Annotated in this window: 23 protein-coding genes; 13 read left to right on the top strand and 10 right to left on the bottom strand. The window is 48.9% G+C overall.

The features are described from left to right. Nucleotides 1-21: 21 nt before the first annotated feature. The 3 genes from M0R33_RS05440 to M0R33_RS05430 are packed head-to-tail and all read right to left on the bottom strand — an operon-like array spanning nt 22 to nt 4079. The gene (locus M0R33_RS05440; RefSeq protein WP_292566174.1) at nt 22-1158 is read right to left on the bottom strand and encodes a cupin domain-containing protein; all 1137 of its coding nucleotides are present in this window, start codon (nt 1156-1158) and stop codon (nt 22-24) included. Then, nucleotides 1159-2973, bottom strand: coding sequence for a GMC family oxidoreductase (locus tag M0R33_RS05435; protein ID WP_292566172.1), 1815 nt, complete (start codon nt 2971-2973; stop codon nt 1159-1161). Between the two features lie 35 nt (nt 2974-3008). Further along, nucleotides 3009-4079, bottom strand: coding sequence for a gluconate 2-dehydrogenase subunit 3 family protein (locus M0R33_RS05430; protein ID WP_292566169.1), 1071 nt, complete (start codon nt 4077-4079; stop codon nt 3009-3011). 638 nt (nt 4080-4717) lie between these two features. On the opposite strand from M0R33_RS05430, the gene M0R33_RS05425 reads away from it, so the two are divergent. The 7 genes from M0R33_RS05425 to M0R33_RS05395 all read left to right on the top strand — a co-directional run bounded on the left by M0R33_RS05425 (nt 4718) and on the right by M0R33_RS05395 (nt 10541). After that, nucleotides 4718-4909, top strand: a complete 192-nt coding sequence (locus M0R33_RS05425) for a hypothetical protein (RefSeq protein WP_292566167.1) — start codon at nt 4718-4720, stop codon at nt 4907-4909. Between the two features lie 83 nt (nt 4910-4992). Further along, complete coding sequence (locus M0R33_RS05420; protein WP_292566164.1) at nt 4993-6822, top strand: Na/Pi symporter; 1830 nt, start codon at nt 4993-4995, stop codon at nt 6820-6822. Next, a complete protein-coding gene (locus M0R33_RS05415; protein WP_292566161.1) occupies nt 6815-7054 on the top strand; it encodes a hypothetical protein in 240 nt (79 codons plus the stop codon). The genes M0R33_RS05420 and M0R33_RS05415 overlap by 8 nt, the downstream gene beginning before the upstream one ends. Before the next feature lie 155 nt (nt 7055-7209). Beyond that, nucleotides 7210-7692 (top strand): hypothetical protein, encoded by a 483-nt coding sequence (locus tag M0R33_RS05410; protein WP_366043133.1) that lies wholly within the window; start codon nt 7210-7212, stop codon nt 7690-7692. 143 nt (nt 7693-7835) lie between these two features. Next, on the top strand, nt 7836-8201 hold the full coding sequence (locus M0R33_RS05405) for a transposase (protein ID WP_366043131.1): 366 nt from the start codon (nt 7836-7838) through the stop codon (nt 8199-8201). Nucleotides 8202-8496: 295 nt separating this feature from the next. Continuing rightward, nucleotides 8497-9870: an ATP-binding protein gene (locus M0R33_RS05400; protein WP_292566159.1), complete on the top strand. Its 1374-nt coding sequence runs from the start codon at nt 8497-8499 to the stop codon at nt 9868-9870. Beyond that, nucleotides 9867-10541, top strand: coding sequence for an RloB family protein (locus M0R33_RS05395; protein WP_292566156.1), 675 nt, complete (start codon nt 9867-9869; stop codon nt 10539-10541). Before M0R33_RS05400 ends, M0R33_RS05395 begins: the two co-directional genes overlap by 4 nt. Nucleotides 10542-10739: 198 nt before the next feature. Here the strand turns inward: M0R33_RS05395 and recG are convergent, their stop codons facing one another. The 5 genes from recG to M0R33_RS05370 form a co-directional block, all read right to left on the bottom strand. Continuing rightward, on the bottom strand, nt 10740-12851 hold the full coding sequence (gene recG / locus M0R33_RS05390; RefSeq protein WP_292566153.1) for an ATP-dependent DNA helicase RecG: 2112 nt from the start codon (nt 12849-12851) through the stop codon (nt 10740-10742). A gap of 35 nt (nt 12852-12886) precedes the next feature. Then, nucleotides 12887-13282 carry a RidA family protein gene (locus M0R33_RS05385; protein ID WP_292566310.1) on the bottom strand — a complete coding sequence of 132 codons (396 nt, stop codon included), beginning with the start codon at nt 13280-13282 and terminating at the stop codon, nt 12887-12889. A gap of 2 nt (nt 13283-13284) precedes the next feature. After that, nucleotides 13285-15462, bottom strand: coding sequence for a bifunctional (p)ppGpp synthetase/guanosine-3',5'-bis(diphosphate) 3'-pyrophosphohydrolase (locus tag M0R33_RS05380; RefSeq protein ID WP_292566150.1), 2178 nt, complete (start codon nt 15460-15462; stop codon nt 13285-13287). Between the two features lie 8 nt (nt 15463-15470). After that, nucleotides 15471-15713 carry a DNA-directed RNA polymerase subunit omega gene (rpoZ, locus tag M0R33_RS05375; RefSeq protein WP_292566145.1) on the bottom strand — a complete coding sequence of 81 codons (243 nt, stop codon included), beginning with the start codon at nt 15711-15713 and terminating at the stop codon, nt 15471-15473. Between the two features lie 460 nt (nt 15714-16173). Further along, the gene (locus M0R33_RS05370) at nt 16174-17628 is read right to left on the bottom strand and encodes a M48 family metalloprotease (RefSeq protein ID WP_292566142.1); all 1455 of its coding nucleotides are present in this window, start codon (nt 17626-17628) and stop codon (nt 16174-16176) included. A gap of 131 nt (nt 17629-17759) precedes the next feature. Between M0R33_RS05370 and tusD the strand changes: the two genes are divergently transcribed. The 6 genes from tusD to M0R33_RS05340 all read left to right on the top strand — a co-directional run bounded on the left by tusD (nt 17760) and on the right by M0R33_RS05340 (nt 21716). Continuing rightward, entirely contained in the window at nt 17760-18149 is a 390-nt protein-coding gene (gene tusD, locus M0R33_RS05365; RefSeq protein WP_292566139.1) for a sulfurtransferase complex subunit TusD, read from the top strand. Between the two features lie 6 nt (nt 18150-18155). Further along, entirely contained in the window at nt 18156-18512 is a 357-nt protein-coding gene (gene tusC / locus M0R33_RS05360) for a sulfurtransferase complex subunit TusC (protein ID WP_292566136.1), read from the top strand. A 75-nt stretch (nt 18513-18587) separates the two neighbouring features. Next, a complete protein-coding gene (locus M0R33_RS05355) occupies nt 18588-19169 on the top strand; it encodes a PilZ domain-containing protein (protein ID WP_292566131.1) in 582 nt (193 codons plus the stop codon). Nucleotides 19170-19207: 38 nt separating this feature from the next. Beyond that, the gene (birA, locus tag M0R33_RS05350) at nt 19208-20200 is read left to right on the top strand and encodes a bifunctional biotin--[acetyl-CoA-carboxylase] ligase/biotin operon repressor BirA (protein ID WP_292566130.1); all 993 of its coding nucleotides are present in this window, start codon (nt 19208-19210) and stop codon (nt 20198-20200) included. Further along, nucleotides 20197-20937, top strand: a complete 741-nt coding sequence (locus tag M0R33_RS05345; RefSeq protein ID WP_292566127.1) for a type III pantothenate kinase — start codon at nt 20197-20199, stop codon at nt 20935-20937. The genes birA and M0R33_RS05345 overlap by 4 nt, the downstream gene beginning before the upstream one ends. Then, nucleotides 20934-21716 carry a hypothetical protein gene (locus tag M0R33_RS05340; protein ID WP_292566124.1) on the top strand — a complete coding sequence of 261 codons (783 nt, stop codon included), beginning with the start codon at nt 20934-20936 and terminating at the stop codon, nt 21714-21716. The genes M0R33_RS05345 and M0R33_RS05340 overlap by 4 nt, the downstream gene beginning before the upstream one ends. A gap of 247 nt (nt 21717-21963) precedes the next feature. Here the strand turns inward: M0R33_RS05340 and M0R33_RS05335 are convergent, their stop codons facing one another. Continuing rightward, on the bottom strand, nt 21964-22497 hold the full coding sequence (locus tag M0R33_RS05335) for a hypothetical protein (RefSeq protein WP_292566121.1): 534 nt from the start codon (nt 22495-22497) through the stop codon (nt 21964-21966). Between the two features lie 79 nt (nt 22498-22576). Beyond that, entirely contained in the window at nt 22577-23479 is a 903-nt protein-coding gene (locus tag M0R33_RS05330; RefSeq protein ID WP_292566118.1) for a MerR family transcriptional regulator, read from the bottom strand. Nucleotides 23480-23533 lie beyond the last annotated feature (54 nt).

Below are 23533 nucleotides of genomic sequence, written 5' to 3'. Positions count from 1 at the left end.
CTATATTCTGCGTTAGGCTGGTTAACTGCTTTGATAAAGAAAGGCGACAAATTTCAACGGTTTATTTCCTTGATTTCGGATACCGTGGATACCACCGCTTTTGGTAAAGATCACACTGCCGGGCTTCACTTTGATTTCCTTACAATTATGCATATCCAATCCGTAAATGGCGCGCTGCACCGTCGGTAAATTGGCTATCGCCGGATCGTCGTCTTCGCCCATATAGGCGGTACCTTCTCCGGAGACGATGTAATAAAGTTCCTCACTACCGATATGCCGATGCGTGCCTTCCGTTTTACCGGGTGGAATGGTGACTTCGTGGAAAAACACCAAGCTTCCTCCCAGCTCCCGTTGCAATATCCAGCGCATTTCAACGATATTGTCGTCGGCGCGGTCGGGATTATTTTCTTCCATTAGCGCATTACGGTAACGCACAGGCGCAACATCGTCCGCTTGCAAAAACCATCCGCGCTGGAAATCGATCAAGTAAGACAAATCGCTTACCGTATTCGCATCGCTGCTTGGTGTGGACTCATTGGGCTGTTGATGGGAGCGCAGATAATTGTTGTCCCAGGCCGGGTTATCGATGGTAAAACCAAATGGCAGGTCCTTATCGTTTTCTCTAAACGCGATTTCAATACGTCGCAAGCCTTTAATATCGTCCAGGGCCGGCGTAAATGCCTGAATCCGTGTGATATCTTTGTTTCTACCCATCAGGTCCAGCACTTGAAAATCGTGATGGTTGTTTTCCGGAGGCTCCAGGGTTTGCCAAATTTCAGCTTGGTAGGCATCCACCCATTGGCAATAATGCAACTTCACCATCGCTTCGGCGTTTAAGCCGGCGTCATTGGGTAACAATCGAACGAAAGCGAGCAATTGATCACGCAAGAAGCGGTTGTTCTCCCGGGCGGTTTCAACTAAACGTCCGGCACGGTATTCGATACGCATGAAATTGCTGTAAAACAGACCATCCATATAGACTTCGCCTTTCATAATGGTGGTATCGGCTTTAGTCCTGACTTCCTGAACATTGTAGCGATAGCGCAGGCTGCGGGTCGCATTCAAGTATTGCGCGTGATAGATGCGGTCGGGAAAGAAAACGACTTTGAATATACTGTTTTCCGGGTCGGTAAAAATTTTATTAAAGCGGGAATCCATTTAGATCACCTCGAGAATCTTGTCTGCCACGCGGAACGCATTAGCTTGTATGGTATGAGTGGGATTGGCGCTGCCGGAAGTCGGCATAAAGGAACCATCCGTCAAATAAAGATTGTCAAAGCCCCATGCCCGGCAATTGACGTCCAAAACCGAATCGTCAGGCGAAAACCCGAAGCGAGCGCCGCCTAGAATATGATTGGCAATACGCGCCCGGGCGTTACTCGCCATATAAACAGCACCAAAGCCCTCGACCGGATAGTTGCCGATACCGTTGTCGCCGCCAAACGCCAGAATGTTTTTACACTGTTCCGCCAGCGTGTCCATCAAGTAAATGTCGTGTGGATGCCAATCCTTGATGATATAGGCGCTGGGACGATTCCATTTATCCACTACGGTTGGATGCAATTCGATGCGGTTCGTTCGTAGCGGAACTTGATTAGCCATAAAGCTGACCGATAAGCGTGTACCGAAGTCGCGATCAAGAAACGCTAATAATTCGGAACCGGTCTTAGCAGTATCGGCGACAAAGGCCTCCCAAATCGTATCGATATCCTGGCTGCCATGGGTTCGCGCCAACGAGATAGGCAGCGCCTGATCCGAGGTATTGTTATAAACGGCGCCGCCGGCCCATAAACCTTTGCTGCGGATGAATTCTTCCGTAGCGAATGCATCGGTGGCCCAGTCGCTGTCGAGCGAAACGGATTTGTCGAACCGATCGGGCATTTCCGTTTCCGCACCACCGAAACAATGCGTTAAAAAATACCTTCCCAATAGATCGTTTGGATTAATACGGGCGGCAAAATCGGCGTTTTCGCGGGCCGCCAACATCAACAGCCGAACTGACTCGATAGCCGAGCAAGCAATGACCACGATCTTGCCGCGCACCGTTTTTTGATCGCCGCATGGATCGCGATAAAACACACGGCTTATCCTGCTGGCTTGGTTTTCAATATGCGTCACGACGCAATTGCATCGGATTTCGAAATTATCCTTGTCTTTGATCGGGCTCAACAGCGCAACCCAAGTATTGGATTTATAACCCATCGGATCGCCATAACGATTCACTAAACCCGTTTTCGCAGGTTCCGATAAATCCGTTTCGACTTTCCGGCCGCTCGGGGCATGGTCCTGAGTGATGACGGCCAAAGGCGTACGATAGCGCGGCAATGACAATGCATCCATACCGACTTCTACATAGCGGCTAATCGGATTGGGCGAATAGGGCGTTTGATAATTGTCTGCCGAGAAGAATTTCTTTTGATTTGCCCGGGTACCGTTGATGCCGATGAGTTTTTCAGTCTTGGTGTAATAGGGTTCAAGATCGTTATAACCGATCGGCCAGTCCGGCGCTTCGCGCCGTATATCGTCGTTAGGATCATTCAAGATATCGGTGCGGTCGCGATTGAAACTACCCAAACGAAAATCGGTTTCCGTGAATCGTAATGACACCGCGCCATATAGCTGCGTACCTCCGCCGACAACTTGCGCGGTATATCCTTCCAGCGTCGCTTTATCGGTGCCGTCAGCACTTTGATAAATATGCGGCTCATCGTTAAGATCCGGTTCGACGTGACTCGAGTAATAGGAGCTGCCCTGATTAGAGACGCCTGAAAGGGTAATGCGCTTTTCCGAGCCGGTTGCAAATAGCTCATCTCGTTTGAAGTCGGAAAGGCCTTTGTCGTCTTGATATTGCGGCAAAAACAGTGGACCTTTTTCCAAAATCAATACTGTTTTCCCGGCATTCACTAAAGTATGCGCTACCGGAGCGCCGCCGGCACCGCTACCGACGATGATGACGTCGAATTCTTCTTCCATCGTAACCCTCCGGGGTTATTGATTTGAAAACTGAATTAACCGTGATAGTTAGGGGCGAAACCTAACGGTTTTTCAATGACCCGCCCCCAATCGAATAAAGTTTCACCCGTTACCTTTGACTTGTAGCGTTCTTCCAGAAACGCCCAAGCGGATGCGGCACTGTTGCCGCCGTATTTAGGATGGGCAAAGGCACCGGTAAACGTGTGGCGGCGTAAGAGCTGTAAGAAAAACCTAGGATTAGAATACCGTGTATAGTCCCAGCCATTGACTGAACCTGAAGCCATCTCAGCGTAGATATCGACAAACATTGCTTTCGGCATAGCCGCAATTTCGGCGACACTACGCCCTCTTAAAATGCTGTTAGTCAAGTCGAGGCAGGTATGATAATCATCCAAAAAATGCCTTTCCGAACGCGCTAATAGTTTATCGATAAAATTGACCACGCCGACCGATTGGTCGAGCCGGTAAGCATGGGCAAACTGCGCGTTTTTCGCCGCTCTGTCCAGATTTTCGTAATAACGATCGAGAAAATTTTCGCCTGATTCGGTATGAAAAGGCAAAATATGATCAGTCAAGCGATCGAGTAGTACCATCTCCCAACGCTCGAAAGATAAGGGCACGGTACAAAATTCGGTAAAAAACCGAGACCAGGTTTTTCCGTTATCCAATGTTACGGTTTGAGGGTTGATTGGATCTAGCTTTAATACTCCGTCCACCAGGAATTGATAAGTATGCACCTGGCCTTTCGGAATAAGCAATGACAACGCAAAATAACAGCTGTTTTCGACACGAGTCAAAGACATCGGTTCATAAAGGTTAGCGAAGCTACCGATTACCGCTACGTTCTCAACCGACCGGTCAAAATCCGGATAAATAAACGTGACAGTGTTGAAAGCGTAGCTTGTTTCAAAATCAATGCCATCGCTGTAGCTGTCTATAATCGGAAAACGCCACGACTCGCAAATTCTCGCCGCAGGATCGTTATCGGTAAATTGTCCAAAGTTGTGCCGAATATCGCTATTGTCTCTTGCTAAATACTTAGCACAGTGGTTAAAAACGTACTGGCTTTCTTTTTTGACCGATATTGGTTTCATTGCAATATCCATGTTGTGAGAAAGAGGACTGGCTGGCTAGCGAGACAGGAGGCGTAGTTCTCGCGTAGACTTTTTATATTCAAAATGATATTTAAAGTCAAGCTCAAAAGTAGTATAAAAAATAACTTAAATCTAGTATTTAATTCTAGCACCCTAATAACCCGATTAATTGCGCTGTTTTTATGTCGCAAATTTGCCTGACCCACTAAAGCAGATATTTTTAAATCTTAAAATCAACCGTAATCAGATAGTATTAGTATATTGCTTTATATTTTTACTCTAAATTTTTAACTGAAGGATTTAACCTTCTTTTTGCCGCAAATCATTTAAATCTCCATTTAATATTTGTGGTTTCAAACCGCGCGTCCGCGTGGGGGCGACAAAACAGGAGTCAATCGACCCTATTTCGTGCGCGAAGGGGTTAGGCCTTACATTTGATATTTGTTTTGCTCTACTGCCTTTAAGAAAAATAAGGGTCATGTATGGTCTGCCTGGTATTGCAAGACAAATTTGGTTGTAACACAAGAAAATATCGCTTCCAACTATCCGGTCTTGGGGAGGTGAGGAAGCTTATTGCCCCCTGGCCGTGATGGAATTCGCACATTCCTACCTGATCTTGCGATGCCACCGCCATCGAATCGAGCAACCGCATGAAACGCCTGATCCGGACCGGAGACGAACACAACGGCGGACTGGGCAAAATGTCCAGAATGATTCCGCCGGTGGTGGCCAACGGTAAAGTCTACTTGATGATTTACCGGATCAATACCAGCGACTGTACGGATAGCCGTGCCAATGGCTCCGATGACCGGAACCGGTGCAAATTCCTGCTCGTCCCCTAAACATTGTTAGAATTGCCGTAGCGATAGAGGCATTGGCTCGACCATGCATGACAAGGAAGTCGCAATAACATTGGGGATACAGAATGGATAACACGATTAAACACAGCCTGTTTTTTTTGCTGCTTGGCTTGTTGGCGCTGGGTTTTTGGCTCAGCGCGGATTTCAAAACCATTGTCGCAGGCATCTCGATATTTCTGTTCGGCATGCTGTCCTTGCAACAGGGTTTTAAGTTTTTTACCGGCGGCATCTTGGAACGCATACTGCGTAATGCCACCGATAATATGCCTAAGCGCTTGTTGTTCGGCATTGCCACCACCACCTTGATGCAGTCCAGTTCCTTATTATCGGTGCTGGTTATCTCGTTCATCAGTGCCGGTTTGCTGGATTTGGCTGCCGGCATAGGTATTATTTTTGGCGCCAACATTGGCACCACTACTGGCGCTTGGCTGGTGGCGGGCTTCGGTCTCAAGGTGAATATTGCCGGCTATGCCATGCCGTTGTTGGTTTTTGGTGTTTTATTGCAGCTGACTAAACAAAAGAGTTATCAGGGTGTCGGGCATATCCTGCTGGGCCTGGGTTTTTTGTTTCTAGGCATTCAGTACATGAAAGACGGTTTTGACGCTTTCAAGGGCAATATCGACCTTAGTCAGTACGCGATGACCGGTATGCGCGGTTTGTTGATCTATGTGTTGGTGGGGATGGTGGTGACCGTGATCATTCAGGCCAGCGGGGCCACCATGGTCTTGATTATTACCGCGTTGGCGAGTCAGCAAATCAGCTATGACAATGCCTTGGCGCTGGCCATCGGCTCGAATGTCGGCACCACGATTACCGCGGTTTTGGGTGCGTTCGGCGCCAATATCAAGGGTAAACGTCTGGCCGGGGCCCATGTATTATTCAATGTATTTACCGGTTTGCTGGCAATTGTATTTTTGCAGCAATTTAGTTGGGTGGTTGAGTTTCTTTGCCGCCACGTCGGTATTGCCCAGGATGATTACACCTTGAAGCTGGCGATGTTTCATAGCGTATTTAACTTTGCCGGTGTCATCATCATGTTACCCGTCTCCGGATTAATGGCGAGGTTGCTGGAAAAGGTGATGCAGGAAAAAACAGCCAGTGTCGATTTACCGCGTTTCCTGACTACCTCGGCCTTGCAGTATCCCGATACGGCGGTTGAGTCGGTGCAGCAGGAAACCATGCATTTATACGAGAACGCTACGCATATCATTTTGAAGGCCATGGGTCTGCATAGGCGTGATGTTTATTCCGGGCAGGATCTGAACGTCGTGATCAGCCGATATAGGCTTATTGGCGATTACGATATCGATGATGCTTATGACCGCAATATCAAAGGCCTGTATAGCGCGATTATCGAATTTGTCAGTCAGGCGCGCTTTACCTGGGAAATGAAGCAGTCGGGACGGCTGCACTGGCTGCGTCAGGCCAATTTAAAGTTGGTGGAAGCGGTAAAAGGGATGAAGCATTTGCAGAAAAATCTGCTAAAACACAATCGCTCCTATAACCGCTATCAGACCGACGAGTATGACCGTATCCGTTATCAGATAGCGATGGTGATTCGGGAGTTGCAGAAAATCAAAGATACGGATGTGGTAAACGAGTTGCCGTTGTTGTCGCTGGATGCGCTTAAGGGGCGAATCAAGGAGCAACGTCAAGCCGCCATCGAAATTATAGAAAGCCTGATTCGTGAACACAAAATCAGCGCCGAGGCGGGTACCTCGTTGCTAAACGATAATTCCTACGTCTATGATATACAAAGTAATTTGCTTCGGATGGCGGAAACTGTATTCATTAACCACGCAGCAGATTCGGTCAAGGCAGAGAAGGAGTTCGCCTTGACCGATCATGAAATGCAGGAAGTTATTAAACCCAAACAGGCAATTGATCATGAATAAAATTGAATTGTTGTCTCGGTTACAAGCTTTTTTCAATTCCGATGCAAAGGCAAAGAAGAAAAAATCGGAGCAGATTAAAGGCGTGATCAAAAAGCTGAAAACCAAACAGAACAAAATTAAAAAAATGTTGGAGGCATGCCGGGACGAGGAAATGAAAAAAGCCCTGCAATTGGAGGCGGACATTATCAAGGCACAAATCGATAAAGGTGTGGACGTGCTGAAAAACCTTTAGCTTTTCAGCTGGAACGCTGTCGGATGACACAAATAACGAAAAACCCGATTGGTATTGGTTCTTAGAGCCGGAATGGCAGGCATGTTTGCAACTGTGCCAACATGATAGTCAAGTCTTCCTGTAAAGCGGGCAAATTATCTACATAAACCAAAACGATGATTGAATATCGCCGTTTTCAATTTCCTGGAGCCACATGGTTTTTTAGCGTTAATTTGGTCGAACGCCATGGCAATCGACTATTAACGGATCGGATTGATCTGTTGCGGATGGCATTTGCCCATGTGCAAGCTCATCATCCCTATGAAATCGATGCGATTGTGGTATTGCCAGAACATTTACATTGTGTTTTAACGTTACCCGATGGTGATTCCGACTTTTCTACCCGCTGGGGATTAATCAAAGCCTATTTTTCCCGCCATATAGCAAAAGGTGAGAGAATTTCCCAAAGTCGAGAAAAACGGGGTAAAAGAGGCTTATACCCAAAAGGCACAAGTGGCAGCGGCGATTTTGGGAACACCTTATTAGGGATGAAACCGATTATCGGCAGCATATCGAATACATTCATTGGAACCCGATCAGGCATGGCTGGGTTAGAACTGTTAAAGATTGGCCCTATTCAAGTTTTCATGGTTATGTAAAGCGTGGTGTGTATCCTGAAAATTGGGGCGATGACATCGATTTATCGAAGGTAGCGACTGGAGAATAACCCGAACGATGCGGTTCCTACCTCAGCACATCCTACCGTGCTAATCATCCCTATGAAATCGATGCGATTGTCGTATTGCCAGAACATTTACATTGTGTTTTAACGTTACCCGATGGTGATTCCGACTTTTCTACTCGCTGGGGATTAATCAAAGCCTATTTTTCGCGACACATCGCAAAAAATGAGAGAATTTCCCAAAGCCGAGAAAAGCGAGGTGAAAGGGGCTTATGGCAGCGACGGTTTTGGGAACATCTTATTCGCGATGAAACCGATTATCGGCAGCATGTCGATTACATTCATTGGAACCCGGTCAAGCATGGCTGGGTTAAATCAGTTAAAGATTGGCCCCATTCAAGTTTTCATGGTTATGTGAAACATGGTATATATCCTGAAAATTGGGGCGATGACATCGATTTATCGAAGGTAGCGGCTGGAGAATAACGCGAACGATGCGGTTCGTACCTCACCGCATCCTACCGTGCTGATCGTTGTCGCCCCGTTTCTGCCATTCAAAGTATTTTATCGATCATCTGATTATTGCCAACAGTGGATGCTCGCAAGATATAACGAACCCGCATATCGTTCCAGGAGCGATCAGATTGCACACGCTATAAACCGAATGTATGCAATACGTACCTATACTGATAGCGCGGAAATATCACATAATCTATGTTAATATCGCCTTATATTTCACCATAAAAAACTTCTATTCTGTGAAAAAATCACACATAAGCACATGATTGTCTCGTTTTCTGTTTCCAATTTCCGTTCTTTTTCCTCGGAACAGACCTTGTCGCTGGTTGCCAGCAATCGTCTTAGCGGCAGCCATGAAGATCATGCGTGTTCTATTCCTGGTACCAAAGAAAAAGTACTTAAAACAGCTGTTCTATACGGCGCAAATGGCGCTGGGAAATCCAACCTTTTTAAAGCGCTACGCTATCTCAAAACGATCGTTCTCAAGCCAAGAAAAAAAAACAGCGGCATGGAGCGCGAAAAATTCCGCTTTGGACCAGAAGCGGACGAACCTTCCGTATTCGATCTTCAATTTATTGTTGATAGTAAACTGTACCGCTATGGAGCAAAAATAGACGACTATAAAATTATTGAAGAATGGTTGTACGAAGTGGTAGGCTCTAAACAAAAAAGTCTGTATGAACGAATAATTGATGAACAAGGCAATGTACGTGTTGAACCCGGTAAGACAAAATTCAAGAAGGGTAAGCTAGGTGCCCTGTTTACAGTCGGCGGACTACAAAACCAATCGTTCCTAGCAACCATTCAGGCAACACTGGATAGCGCAGATTATGACGATGAGTTAACGAATGTCATTAACTGGTTCGATGACAATTTGACATTCATCGGACCGGATTCCTCTTTCGGTTCGCTTGGACATTTATTAGCAAGTGATTCAACGTTCTTAACATTTGCCGGAGATTTTCTTAGATCAGCATCTACCGGGATAACACATTTACAACCGCAAAAAACCGAAATCAGCGAAGAAGAGCTACGTAACCTGTTGCCAAAAAAGTTCGTTTCCAAATTATTGGAAGATATAGTTGAAGATAAGGATGGTACCGCCGTCATTAGCCTTGAACAAGGCAATGAGCTTTTGATCGAGCGTAGCGAGGAAAACCATTTTTATAGATTAAGCATTCAAGCGGCTCATGAGCACGAACTAGGCAAGGTAATTCCATTGGATTTGAGCGAGGAATCCGATGGCACTCGTCGTCTATTAAATCTCCTGCCAGCATTACACTTCTTGCAAACAGGCAATGCGGTATTTTTTATCGATGAAATTGACCGTAGCATGCACCCTATTTTGGCAAAGCAATTTTTGGAATTTTTTCTAAAATCCTGCCAAGGTGGCAGGCATCAAATCATCATCACCACACACGAATCGAATTTGCTGGATTTGGAACTACTGCGTCGCGATGAAATATGGTTTGCGGAAAAAGACCAAGCCGGAGCCAGCCATCTTTATTCCTTGGCTGATTTTAATGTTCGAACAGACCAAGATATTCGTAAGCGTTACCTGCAAGGTCGATATGGTGCCATTCCATTTTTGGGCGATTTGAACGCATTGCTGGAAATTGAAAATTTGTCTCAATGAGTTTAATCAAAGACCTGAAGCCTAGGCCGTTAAACAGAGATGTCGGCACTTTGCGCGACGACAGGTTGTTTATTGTCGCCAGCGATGACTCCTATGCACCTAAGCAATATTTCGATTTTTTCCGGATCGCACGGGTGCAAGTCCATGTGGTTGAAACACCTTTAGATGAGAACAGATGCCACGCTATTGATGTTCTAGAACGCCTAGAGGGTATCGAACATGAAGAGGAAGACGAACGCTGGATGCTGTTAGACACCGACCATTACGTTAATGGCCCTCATATAAAAGAATTTAGGCGAATCATCAAAGAAGCCAAAGAAAAAGGCATATCCGTTGCTTTAAGCAAGCCTTGTTTTGAGATGTGGTTACTGCTTCACCACGCAGACAAAGATGCAGTGGCGGAACTAAACAATGCAAAAGCAGTAGAAAAATCCTTGCGAGACCAGCTTGGGGGATATAACAAGACGAGCTTGAAACGCGAGCATTTTCCGCTTGAAGCTGTCGCAAGGGCATACTTTCAGGCCAAAGCCCTAGATAAAACAGTTAAAGGTGGAATAATTCCACTAACGAATACTAGCCGTGTCTATCGACTCTGGGAAGCCATTATCACCAATGCGCTTCCGTTGCAGCTTCCACCCGAGCTAGCTGCATTGCTTGCATCGAAGAGATAAAGCAGAAATATTCGATGTATGACATTTATCAATGACAGGTATAGGGTGTCAACCGTTCATTCATTAGGAACCTCTCCATCGACTACTTTTGGCCGAACTTGCTCTGTCAGAATGAGGAGCGCGAAATTTTTCAATATTAGCGGCACAAAATCCGGAGTTTTTCACTATTGCTGTCATACGACAAAAACCCCGCGTTTTCTAGGGGCTGTAGACGGTGTGAAACAGTTCGTCCAGGTCTTGTAACGAGCCGCCTGTCCAGCGTTGTACCAAGGGTTTTATCGTTTCCGGGTGTTGCCGGCAAATCAGTTGCGCGGCTGTTTGCACTCTGTCCAGTAGTTCGCGATCGCGGCTGAGATCGGCGATTTTGAACTGAATTTGTCCGGTCTGGCGGTTGCCGATGACTTCGCCGGGACCGCGCAGTTCCAGGTCTTTTTCGGCAATGACGAAGCCGTCGTTGCTTTCTCGTAAAATGCCCAGGCGCTGTTTGCCGGTTTCCGATAGCGGAGATTGATACAGCAGCAAACAGTAGCTCGCCAGGCTGCCGCGTCCCACCCGGCCGCGTAATTGATGCAGTTGCGACAAGCCTAAACGTTCCGGGTTTTCGATGATCATCAGGCCGGCGTTGGGAACATCGACACCGACTTCAATCACGGTAGTCGCCACCAGTAAATCGCAATCGCCTTGCTTAAAAGCCTGCATCACGGCGTCTTTATCGCTGGCTTTCATGCGCCCGTGTACCAGGCCGATGTGCACACCCGGTAAGGCTTGTTGTAGATAAACTGCGGTATTTTCGGCAGCTTCGCATTGCAGTTGCTCCGACTCATCAATCAAGGTGCAGACCCAATAGACTTGGCGCTTTTGCGCGACCCAATGATCGATGCGCGCAATTACTTCGGCACGGCGTTCGGAGGGAATTACGCTGGTGGTGACCGGTTTACGGCCGGGCGGCAGTTCGTCGATCACGGAAATATCCAGATCGGAATATTGCAGCATGGCCAGGGTGCGCGGAATTGGGGTGGCTGTCATCACCAGTTGATGCGGTACCCGGTCGGCATTCTGGCCTTTGGCGCGTAATGCCAGGCGTTGCTGTACCCCGAAGCGGTGTTGTTCGTCTATTATCACCAAGCCCAGGTTTTGAAAGTTGACGCTGTCTTGAAACAGCGCGTGCGTGCCAATAACCAGGCCTGCGCTACCGTCCGCCAAAGCCTCTAGCGTGGTCGAACGAACTTTGCCTTTGATTTGCCCGCTTAAATATAAAACCTGGGTATCGGTGTGGGCAAACCAGCGCTTGAAATTACGAAAGTGCTGCTCGGCTAATAATTCGGTCGGCGCCATCAAGGCCACCTGAAAGCCGGAAGATAGCGCGCTTAGTGCCGCAATCGCCGCGACCAGAGTTTTGCCGGAGCCGACATCGCCTTGCACCAGACGCAGCATTGGATGGGGGGTGCTGCAATCGGCTTCGATTTCGCTAATCACCCGTTGTTGTGCGCCGGTAAGCTGGAAGGGGAGTTCGGCTAAAAAACGCGTTTTGGTCGAAATGTCGCCGATAAACACCGGCGCTTGCCAGGTTTTATAGTGTTGTTTGCCTAGTAACAGTGCCAGATGATGGGCCAAAAATTCCTCGAAGGCCAGGCGTTTTAAGGCTGGCAGCTCGCCTTGGGCCAAGCGTTCCGCCGACAAGGTAGGGGGCGGACTGTGCAAAGTGAGCAAGGCTTCGGCCAGATCGGGATAGCCATATTGTTGCCGGACGGCTGCCGGTAACCAATCCGTCAGGGTGTCGGTGTTACTTAAACAAAGTTCTAAAGCCTGTTTGATGGCTTTACGCAAGGTTGACTGGGTCAGGCCTTCGGTCAGGGGATAAACAGGCGTCAGGCCGGTTTCGGTGGGCTCGTCGCCGGCATGCAGGGTGCGGTATTCCGGGTGAACCATTTCCAGGCCATTAAAACCCATGCGAATTTCGCCGAAACAACTGAGCTGCGTGCCGGGCCTGAGCTGCTGAATTTGTTGTATCGAAAAATGAAAAAACCGTAACGACAGCAGGCCGCTAGCGTCGCTGATACGGCAAATCACGCTGTTGCGGCCGCGTTGTGGAGTGTCGATATATTCCACTCTGCCGCAAACCAGGGCGGTCATGCCGGGGGTCAGGCTGGCAATCGGGTAAGTACGGGTTCTGTCCTGATAACGCTGCGGCAGGTGAAACAGCAGGTCTTGCAGGGTTTGGATGCCCAGTTTTTGCAGCCGGGCGGCGGATTGAGAACCGATACCTGTCAGGCGGGTGACAGGCAATTGTTGCGGTTCTTGCCGAGACATATCAGACGGCGTTTGCGCCGTGTCGGCGCAGCGAATTAATAGTAAGGTTCTTCAACGACCATCACGGCGTCCATTTCCACGCCCACGTCTTTGGGTAAAGCCGCCACGCCCACGGCCGCACGGGCAGGGTAGGGTTCGACAAAATATTCCGCCATGATTTCGTTGACGATAGGAAAGTTGCTCAAATCCGTCAAAAACACGTTCAGTTTGACAATATTGCAAAAATCACCGCCCGCGGCTTGGGCGACGGCGCGCAGATTATCGAACACCCGGCGAATTTGAACGCTGATATCACCATCAACCACTTCCATGGTAGCGGGGTCCAGGGCGATCTGGCCGGACAAATACACCGTGTTGTCGACTTTGATGGCTTGCGAGTATGTGCCGATGGCTTGCGGCGCCAGCGGGGTGGAGATAATGGTTTTTTTCAGGCTCATGCTTTGATACGGGTAATTTTTAACACAATGGATAATTTTTTCAGCTTGCGAATGATGTTGGCCAAATGGACGCGGTCGCGGACGGCCAGCGTCAGCAAGTCCACCGATACCCGGTCGTCCTGGCTGACCACATTAATATTTTCGATGTTCGAATCCATGAACGAAATCGTCGAGGCGATGGTGGCCAACGAGCCGCGTTGGTTTAAGAGCTCGATACGGATTTCGGCCGGAAATTCGCCGCTGGCGTCCGGACTCCATTCCACATCCAGCCAGGTGGTTTGCTTTTTTCTGACTTCGTTACTGTTACGGCATTCGTGGTGATGTACCACAATCCCCTTGCCGGGATTGAAAAAACCGATGATGGAGTCTCCGGGAATCGGCCGACAGCATTTTGCCAAGCTGACCACCATGCCTTCGGTACCTTTGATCACTAAAGGTGATTTGTGGTGTTGTTCGTTATCGTCCAGTTTGACGCCATGATTATTGTCGATCTGGTTGATGTGTTTGGCGACCAGAAACGGCATGCGATTGCCGAGGCCGATATCTTCCAATAAATCGTTCAGCGAATGTTTTTTCATGGCGTGCAGGACTTGCACGATTTGGGCATCGTCGATCTGGTCGAGCTGAATATTCAGGCTGTTGAGTTCTTTTTCCAGTAGACGTCGACCCAGGTTGATGGCTTCCTGCTGGTTGAAATTTTTCAGGTAGGCGCGGATGCAGCTACGGGCTTTGGCGGTGGCCACGTAATTGAGCCAAAGCGGATTGGGCCGGGCCCAGCTGGCGGTAATCACTTCCACGGTCATGCCGTTTTCCAGTTTGGATTGCAACGGTACCAGTTTTTTGTCGATACGCGCCGAAATGCAGGCGTTGCCGACATCGGTATGTACCATATATGCAAAGTCGACGATGGTCGCGCCGCGCGGCAATTTGATGATCTTGCCCTTGGGGGTGAACACGTAGACTTCCTGAGGGAAAAGATCCACTTTCAGGTTGTCGATAAATTCCAACGAATCGCCGGCGGATTTTTGAATTTCCAATAAATCGCGCAGCCATTCATTGGCGCGTGCCTGTATGGTCTCGCTTTTCTCGTTATCGGATTTATACAGCCAGTGCGCGGCGATGCCGGACTCGGACAGACGGTGCATTTCGTGGGTACGGATCTGGATTTCGATGGGCACGCCGTAGGGGCCGATCAAAATGGTATGCAAGGACTGGTAGCCGTTAGCCTTGGGTAGGGCAATGTAATCCTTGAATCGGCCGGGTATCGGTTTAAACAGGTTATGCACGCAACCCAGCGCCCGGTAGCAATCGTCAACCTCGTGGCAATAAATACGAAAGGCATAGACATCGAATACATCGGTAAAGGAGATTTTCTTATGCAGCATTTTTTGATAAATGCTGGCTATGTTTTTTTCCCGTCCGGTTACTTTGGCATCGATATCGGTTTCCAGTAAGCGATTTTGGATCGAGCTTTGGATGGTGTCGACGATTTCCTTGCGGTTGCCTCGGGACTTTTTGACCGCATTGCTGATGGCGGAGTACCGATTAGGGTAAAGCGCCTTGAAGCCCAAAGATTCCAGTTGGTGGCGAATATCGTTCATGCCCAGCCGGTTGGCGATGGGAGCGTAGATTTCCAGGGTTTCCTTGGCGATACGGCGCTTTTTATCCATAGGCATGTTGCCCATGGTCTGCATGTTGTGCAGGCGATCGGCAAGTTTGACCACGATGACCCGCAGATCCTGGGCCATGGCCAAAAACATTTTCCGAACGTTTTCCGCCTGTGCTTCGGCACGCGAGCGGCTATCGATTTTGGACAGTTTGGTGACACCGTCGACCAACTCGGCGACTTCCTGGCCGAATTCCGCGGCGAGTTGTTCTTTGCTGATCGGGGTGTCTTCTATGACGTCATGCAGGATGGCCGCCATGATGCCGTGGGCATCCATGTGCATGCTGGCCAGTGTGATGGCCACGGAGACGGGGTGGCAAATATAGGCTTCGCCGCTTTTGCGGAATTGCCCGGAGTGGGCCGCCGCGCTGAAGTGATAGGCGCGGACGATGTTGCTGATATTTTGTTGGTCGAGATAGCCGTATAAAATCTCGCAGAGCTGGTGGAGCAATTTCTCTTCAGGATGCTCTAGTTGCAGCGGGGTTGTGGGGGCGGCTATCTCGGTCATTCGCACTATCAGCCAATTTCCAGGTGGGTGTCGGACACATTGCCGCCACGATGCAAACGGTCTATATTTTCTTCGGAGACGAAGCCGGCCGCAATCTCGCGTAACGCCAATACGGTGTCTTTATCTTTCCCGCGCGGCAAAAATTCGTCTGCACCTTTTTCCAGTTGTCTGGCCCGCTTGCCGGCCAATAAAACCAGTTTGAAACGGTTTTCTACATTTTCTAAACAATCTTCAACGGTAACACGTGCCATTTTTGAACCTTTTTTGGGAATGGATGGATAAATCAAACAGACTAGATTAAACAGCTAATAGTCGTAAGTGGCTATTATAATTGAAAAAGGACCATGGAAGCCACTCGTCAAGCTTGTGCAGGGGCAATCAGTTTATCGGCGGCGGGCAATAAAAAGCCCGCGTAAAGCGGGCTCGTCCTTATTATTGCTATTATTATGTTGGACGTCTGCCAGCAATGGCAGTGTAGTCAAGCAGTTACTGTTATTGTTATTGTTATGCGCCTTAGCTACAGGCCGCTTCCCTCCCCTCAAAGTCATGGTCTATATTTTTTAGACCTTGTGCACTCCTATAAGGTGGGTAGAGTCTATGTGAAAAAAAATGCGATGTCCATCAAAAAGGTATGTTTTTTCCGGTAATTAGTTTCGGGGCGAAATTAACTTTTTGAAACAAAAGCTTGTAAATATCGTTATTCTCTAATATTTAATCGCGTTTCTTTTTCATCTCTTCCCATTCGCTGAGGAAAAAATTTAAACGCTCATCCAGGATGGCCTGCATTTGGTAATTGATGTTTTTTTCCTGCTTCGCCAAGCGTATTTGCAGAATGGCATCTTCTGTTTGGCCGCCGGCAAAATAATGTTCGGCCATATAGCGGTGCGATTCCGCCGGTTGGTTTAGGTCGGCATAGATTTCGGCCAGGGTCTGGTAGTAAAACGGCCGTTCTTTTTGGTTGTCCGACAGGCTCAGCAATACCAGTTTGGCCTGTTCGGGTTTGGCGTTTTTCAACAGGGCGCGGGTATACTCGATTTTAATGGCGTCATTGCTGGGAAAATTTTGCATGGCCTTAGCGTAAAGCTGATTGGCCTTTTCGTATTCGTGGTTCTCCACGGCGGTGCGGGCCAGGGCGGCGATATATTGGGGTTGATTGGGGTATTGGGCCGCTAGTTGCTGAAATATTTCGCTGGCGGCTTGATAGCGTAAGTTTTGTAAGTCAACTAAGCCGATGCCGTAGCGTGCCACGGCGCGTTGTTCGCTGGTGCCTTGTTGTTCCAGGGTGGAAAAATGTTTGAGAGCAGCATTTTTGTCATGCATGGTGAGTGCATATAATTTGGCTTTGGTAAGCAAATAGCCCATCGAATCAGGAACTTGCCGGTATGGATAGGTTTCCGCCCGGCCGCGGGTGTCGGCAATCCGGCTTTCGGAAACCGGGTGAGTCCTTAAAAACTCCGGAACGCCTTTGCCGTAGTAACGGGTGGATTGTTGCAAACGCTCGAAGAATGTCGGCATGCTGCGCGGGTCGAAACTGGATTCGGCCAAGGTTTGCATGCCGACCCGGTCGGCTTCTTTCTCGTTATCACGGGTAAAATTAATCTGAAATTGCACGCTGCCGGCTTGTACGGCCATTAAGGCGGCCTGACCCATGCTTGGCGATTGGGTGCCGATCAATATCGCCGCCAAGGTGGCCGCTACGGTGGGGATAGACATTTTACTGGCGGTTTCGATTTGTCGGTACAGATGGCGTTGCGTGACGTGGCCGATCTCGTGAGCCATGACCGAGGCCAGTTCGCTTTCGGCTTCGGTGAGTAATATCAAGCCCGAGTTAACGCCGATATAGCCGCCAGGACCGGCGAAAGCATTAATGTTGGGGTCCATTACCACGAAGAAATGAAATGGCGTGGAGGGATTGTCGCTATGCGAGGCCAGTTGCAGGCCTATGCTTTGGATATATTGTTGTACCTCCAGATCCTGGCTGATTTCCGCTTGCGAATGCAGGTTGCGGAAAAAATAAGCGCCGAACTCTTGTTCCTCGATAGGCGAAATCAGCGCGCCGGACGAATCGCCCATGTCCGGCAACTGGATTTTTTCAATTTCAATTGCGTTAGGTACCGTGGGGAGCAAACTCAAAACCATGGCTGCTGTTAGCGCGGATAATTTCATGATAAGTAGGATAATGCCGGAGTCGATATGATTGTGTGCTAAAGGAGTAACCGGGAAATTTAAGCCGGCATGTTATGCTGATATCAATACGATCGATTATAAGTGATTTAGTTTAAATACCTCATAAAGTCATGAAATATGCTATTCAAGTCAATGCCGGTCTTTATGCATCCAATGCCGGTTTAATCGCGCACCGGTTTATTCAGGCCGCTCTGCAAGACGGGCACCAAATTTTGCAGGTATTTTTTTATCGGGAGGGCATTCAGCATGCGTTTCGCTACGTTTTGCCGCCCGATGATGAAATAAATTTAACCGCGAGCTGGTCGAGGCTTGCCGTCGAACGGCATATCGATTTGGTCGTCTGTATTTCTGCTGCCCAGCGGCGCGGTTTGTTGTGCGACGATGAAGCGCGCCGCCAAGGGGCGGCGGACAATCAACTGGCCGATGGATTTCGAATTGCCGGCTTGGGTCAGTGGCTAGAGGCGACCCTGAAGGCCGATCGATGTCTGGTGTTCGGGTAAGCCGGCATGAAAAAATATTTGTTTGTCATGCGTCATCTGCCGCATCTAACCAGTCATGTGCAGGAAGCATTGGACCAAATGCTGACCACGGCCGCGTTCGATCAAGCTGTATCGGTGTTGTTTTTGGATGATGGCGTGTTTCAATTGAAAACCGGGCAAAATCCGCACGGAATGGCTTTAAAAAATACCGCCGCTATTTTTACAGCTTTAGAGCTTTACGAAATAAGTGATGTGTTTGTGGAAGCGGAGTCGTTAGCAGACAGAGGCTTGCTGACGGATGATCTGATTTTGCCGGTGCGAAGTATTCCTCGAGCCGATGTCAATGCGCTGATGCGCAGCCACGATGTGGTGGTTCCGGATTAATGCGGTAAATTTTGTCAGTTTTAGACTGCCATCGGCTAAAATTGGCGCGGACAACTACCTGTTAGGACTGTAAATATGGCAGAGGAATTTGAAGAGAAAAGACGCTATTTCCGGGTTAGCGATACCATTAGTCTGCTGTATAAAGTTGTCAACGAGATGCAAGTTAAACAACTTAGTCATGTGTCCTTCGATGTTTTAAGCACTTGCAGCCTTAGTGCCGCGCTGGAAGTGTTGAATCAGGAGGCGGCGGCCTTGGCTCCTAGATTGGACAGGCGCGATCCGGAAATGTTCGAGTATTTGAAAATTCTGGATAATAAGATCAATTTAGTCGTGCAATCCTTGACGCCTCGGCAGGAGGATTTTTCGGAGCAGGATAAACGCGAAGTCAGTTTGAGTGCCGCCGGGGTGGCGTTTACCAACTGCATTGCGATTCCCGTCGATACTTTACTGGAGCTGCGCATGGTGCTGACCTCCTGTTTAGCCGTGATCGTCGCTTACGGCCGGGTTGCCCAGTGCAAGGATATTTCCCAAGACAATGCCGAACATCCCTATGCGATTTGTGTCGAATACGTGAATATGAAAGAAGAAGATAGAGAGTTGCTGATCAAGCATGTGATTAAAAAACAAATGCAGCAGTTACGTGACAAAAACGCCTAGCATTCTCCATCACTATTCGGGCGGGTGTTAATTTCATTATGTCGATTTCCGATCAACTGGTCCAGTTGCTGAGTTTGCTGGCCGACGGCCGGTTTCACTCGGGCACCGAACTGGCTAGGGTGTTGGATGTCAGCCGCTCGGCCGTCTGGAAACATTTGCATGCCCTGGATGACTTGGGGATAGAGCTGGTGGGGGTGAGCGGTAAAGGCTATAAATTGCAGCGGCCTATGCAGTTACTGGATAGGCAGCATATTCATGATCAGCTTGAGTCACGTGCAAAAGCCCTGATTTCTGAACTGGAGATTTATCCCGCCATTGCCTCTACCAACGGCTATTTGCTAGAACTTGCCCAGCGCAGCCAATCGACCGGCAGAGTGTGTCTGGCGGAATACCAAACCGCCGGTAAAGGCCGCCGAGGCCGGGCCTGGGTTTCGCCGTTTGGGCACAATATTTATTTATCCATACTCTGGCGCTATCACAACGGGCCTGGCGCCATTGCCGGTTTGAGCTTGGCGCTGGGTGTTGCCGTGGTGCGGGCGCTATCTCGGGCCGGCGTGCAAGAGGTGGGTTTGAAATGGCCTAACGACATTTATTGGCGCGAACGTAAGCTGGCCGGCATTCTGATCGAAGTGTCGGGGGAAAGCAGCGGGCCTTGCCATGCCGTGATAGGTTTGGGTTTGAACTTATACTTGCCGGAACAGCAAGCCGAAGCTATCGAACAAGCCTGGGTAGACTTGCGGTACATTTTGGGTGATGGCATTACACAGCAGCGTAACCGACTGGTGGCCTTGCTGTTGAGTGAAATGCTGCCGGTAATTGCCGATTTTGAAGAACGGACTCTACAGGGTTTTATCGACGACTGGCGAAATTTTGATTGCATGCAGGGCAGAGCGGTCAATATCTATATTGGCGAGCAGACATGTACCGGAATTGTGCGCGGCATTGACGATCAGGGCTTGTTGTTGCTGGAAGATGAACAAGGCCGGTTGCGAGCCTTTGCCTCGGGCGAAGTCGGTTTCAGATCGATATGAATTTATTGTTGGACATCGGTAATACCCGTCTTAAATGGGGGCTTGAAAATCAAGGCCGCATGTATCTTAGCCACGCGTGCGATTATCGCCAGCCTGATTTTTTAACCCATCTTCAGCAGGCTTGGCTGGGAATTAGCGTGCCGCGGAACGTGGCCATCGGCTCGGTTTCCAATAAACAGATGTGCGATTGTCTTATCCAGCTGAGTCGAAAATTATGGCCGCAAAGCCGGTTGGTGACCCCGCAATCGTCCCGTTCGGCTTTTGGAGTGCATAATGCTTATGAGCAACCGGAAAAACTCGGCATCGATCGCTGGTTGGCGATGATAGCGGCCCATAATTTTTTTCCCGGGAATGTGTGTGTGGTAGATTGCGGAACCGCCGTGACGGTTGACGCGTTACAGGCCGACGGCAGACATTTGGGCGGCTTGATCTGTCCAGGGTTAACCCTGATGAAGCAAGCCCTGGTGTCCAATACCGCCGATTTGACTTTTACCAATCGTCATTATCGTAACGAGTTGGGTACGGCGACGGATGCCGCTATTGCCAATGGGGTCTTCTTAGCCGTAACCGGGCTGATAGTGAGTGCGCTGGATAAACTGGATGTCGGCTATCGCTTGCTGTTGACCGGTGGCGACGCTGCCGACGTAGCCCCTTCATTAACCATGCCGTATTTGCTCGATCAGGACTTGGTGTTAAAAGGCTTGTCGATTTTTTGCCGGGGAGAACCGAACTTGTGAAGCCGCTGTTTTTTCTGCTCTGTGTATTGAATCTGGGTTTTTTTCTGTGGCAATTTCATTCGGGAAAACTGAGTCCGGTGGTTGCGCGGGAAACGCAGTCTGGCGTTAACCTGTTAACCGTCGAAGAATATAGGCGGGCACTGCGCGGTTCCCGAATTTCTACACTGGTAGAAGAGGATATCAGACGCTGGCAGCTGGCTGACGTCGAGTATATGTTGGCCGGTCTGCGGGGCCCGGTAGGGTATTTGCCGGCTAAAAAAACTGAACAACCGCTTAAGCCTCGCCCCGTGGTTAAAGAAATTCAACCCGAAAAACCGCTGCAACCGATTCAACCGCTTATCGTCCGCAAGTGTTTTGAAGCCGGTCCTTTTCAGGACGAAGCGAACGCCCAACAATGGTTGGCGCAAAAAGCCTTGAGCAGTAAACAAATCCTGGCAAGAGACAAAATTACCGGCAGCGATTTTCAAGTCTATTACCCGGCCGCTAAAACGTCCGAACAATCCCGCAGCGACAAGTTTTTCTTAAAAGACAAAGGCCTGCTCGATATTTGGATGATTCAAGAGGGGGATAAAAAAGGCGCGTTTTCCTTAGGTGTTTTTAACGATAAAGCGAGGGCGGTTTTATTTAAAACCCAACTGGCCGCCCGTGGCATAACCTCTGAAATCAGGCAGCGCGACAAGACTCAATCGCAATGGTTTGCCAAGCTTATGTTGGACAAAGCTAGCTTAACGCAGTACGAGTCGTCGGCTATCCAGCTGTCGCCGTGTACCAATAAATAGCCGAACCAGACGAAGTGTCGCGTCGCAAAGGCGGTTAATGGGGATGTGCTTGCCGGATGCTGTTGATGTGTGTGACAAGCCCATCGGGTCAAAGGGGTTCGAAATCAAACCCAGCAGGCCCTGGCGTATGTATGTCTCAATTTTGTGATTTTGAATTTTGGCCGTCATAAAATTAGCCGGTATTTCGGTCACCCGCATCAATACGCCATTCTTTAAGGCCCGACTGCACAGCCAGGCCTCCCACTTCCTAGCGTTTATTCCGTTCCGCCGCCAGGGCCTCATGGCGTAAGTCCACGTAATTACTGCCTACCCATTTCCAAAACATGGCGGCTGATTCCGGATCGGTGCTGAGCAGTTTCAATGCAACGGCGCCGTTGTCGCTAATGTCGGTAATTTCGGCCTCAATATCCACCGTATCCTTGTTTTGGATGATGCGCTTATCGGCGTCGAAGCGCAGCGTGACGGTTTCTCCGACGCGAAACACTTTGTCCGCCTTTAAACCGCCAAAAAATTGCAGGCGGTATTCCGGTACGGATTGATAAGGCAATACATATTCGGCATGCCAACGGAAAGGCGGGCAGTTAATGGGGCCGCTTTTTTTCGGAAAATGTATGGTGTAGCCATCGTCGACCTGGGCCTTAACCGTACCCTTGGTGTAGATTTGGTGGCAATTGGTCAATACCGTATCGCCGGGTTCAAATTGATAATTGCCTGCCGCTAGGGCTGAAGGGTTGTGCAAGCTCAAAACACTCAATAACGAAAACATGACAAAACGTCTCATAGCACACCTCTTTTTTAGTAGTTATGGTGCCCGAGTCTGGATTGGCCGGTTGCGAATGTCAAGACGGCTAAAATTAGCCTTATCTAAAAAAGTGATGTTGCTGGGCTTTGGCGTGGAATTGGTCGATGTTGGCAATCCACTCGCATCCCGCTGGCGGTGATTGATGTAAATTGAACCAGTATTCGGCACCAGCGCCGGCCAGCCAAAGTTTGGTTGCGCCGGTTTCGGCAAAACCGACCAATTGGTCGAGTTGTAACAGGGTTTGTTTTTCCGGCGGATTTTTAACCACGCCCAGTACTATAACGGACGGTTTTAGATGCTGGCTGGCATCGATAATATCCAGGCTGGGAAGATCCGGGCCTACGTAGTAGCAAGTGTATTGTTGGGCCGCCGCCACCAGGCAACCTAGCAATATTCCGAATTCGTGGGGTTCGCCGCTGGGCGTGGCGAATAACATGGAAGGGTTCTGCTTGGAGGGATGATGCAGATTATTCACCATGGTCAGCACGATGCGTTTTACACAATTACAAAACATGTGTTCCTGGGCAATATTGATTTTCTCTTCGTGCCAGAGTTGGCCGATTAAATGCAATGCGGGTAATAAAACGTCTCTGGCATAGTCCAGAGGTTCGTAGGCCAGTTGCGCGCGTTTCAACAATTGCTCGCAGCGTTCGATACGGTAATTTTGCAAGGCATCCACCAACTGATTGAACAAAATCGTTTGCTGTTGGTCGTTTTGTTCAGGTGATTGGTTCTGATAATGGCGCAATTGCTCGCAGGTCAGGTTAGCAATTTTACTGATGCCGTGGCCGTTTCGAGTCAAATTAACTAACAACTTGAGTTTTTCCAAATCCATTTGGGAATAGGACCGGCGGCCATTCTCGTTGCGTTTTGGGGTAATGCAATCATAGCGACGCTCCCAGGCTCTCAAAGTTTCCGCTGTCAGGCCGGTTAAGGATGTGATTGCTTTAATTGAATACATTTGTTTATGTTTTGTACTAAAATAAGTTTGACAAAAATTCTACAGCATTGTATC

It is taken from the genome of Methylomonas sp. (assembly GCF_023228165.1).
Lineage (GTDB): Bacteria > Pseudomonadota > Gammaproteobacteria > Methylococcales > Methylomonadaceae > Methylomonas.
This window is presented reverse-complemented; position numbering and strand designations above follow the sequence as displayed.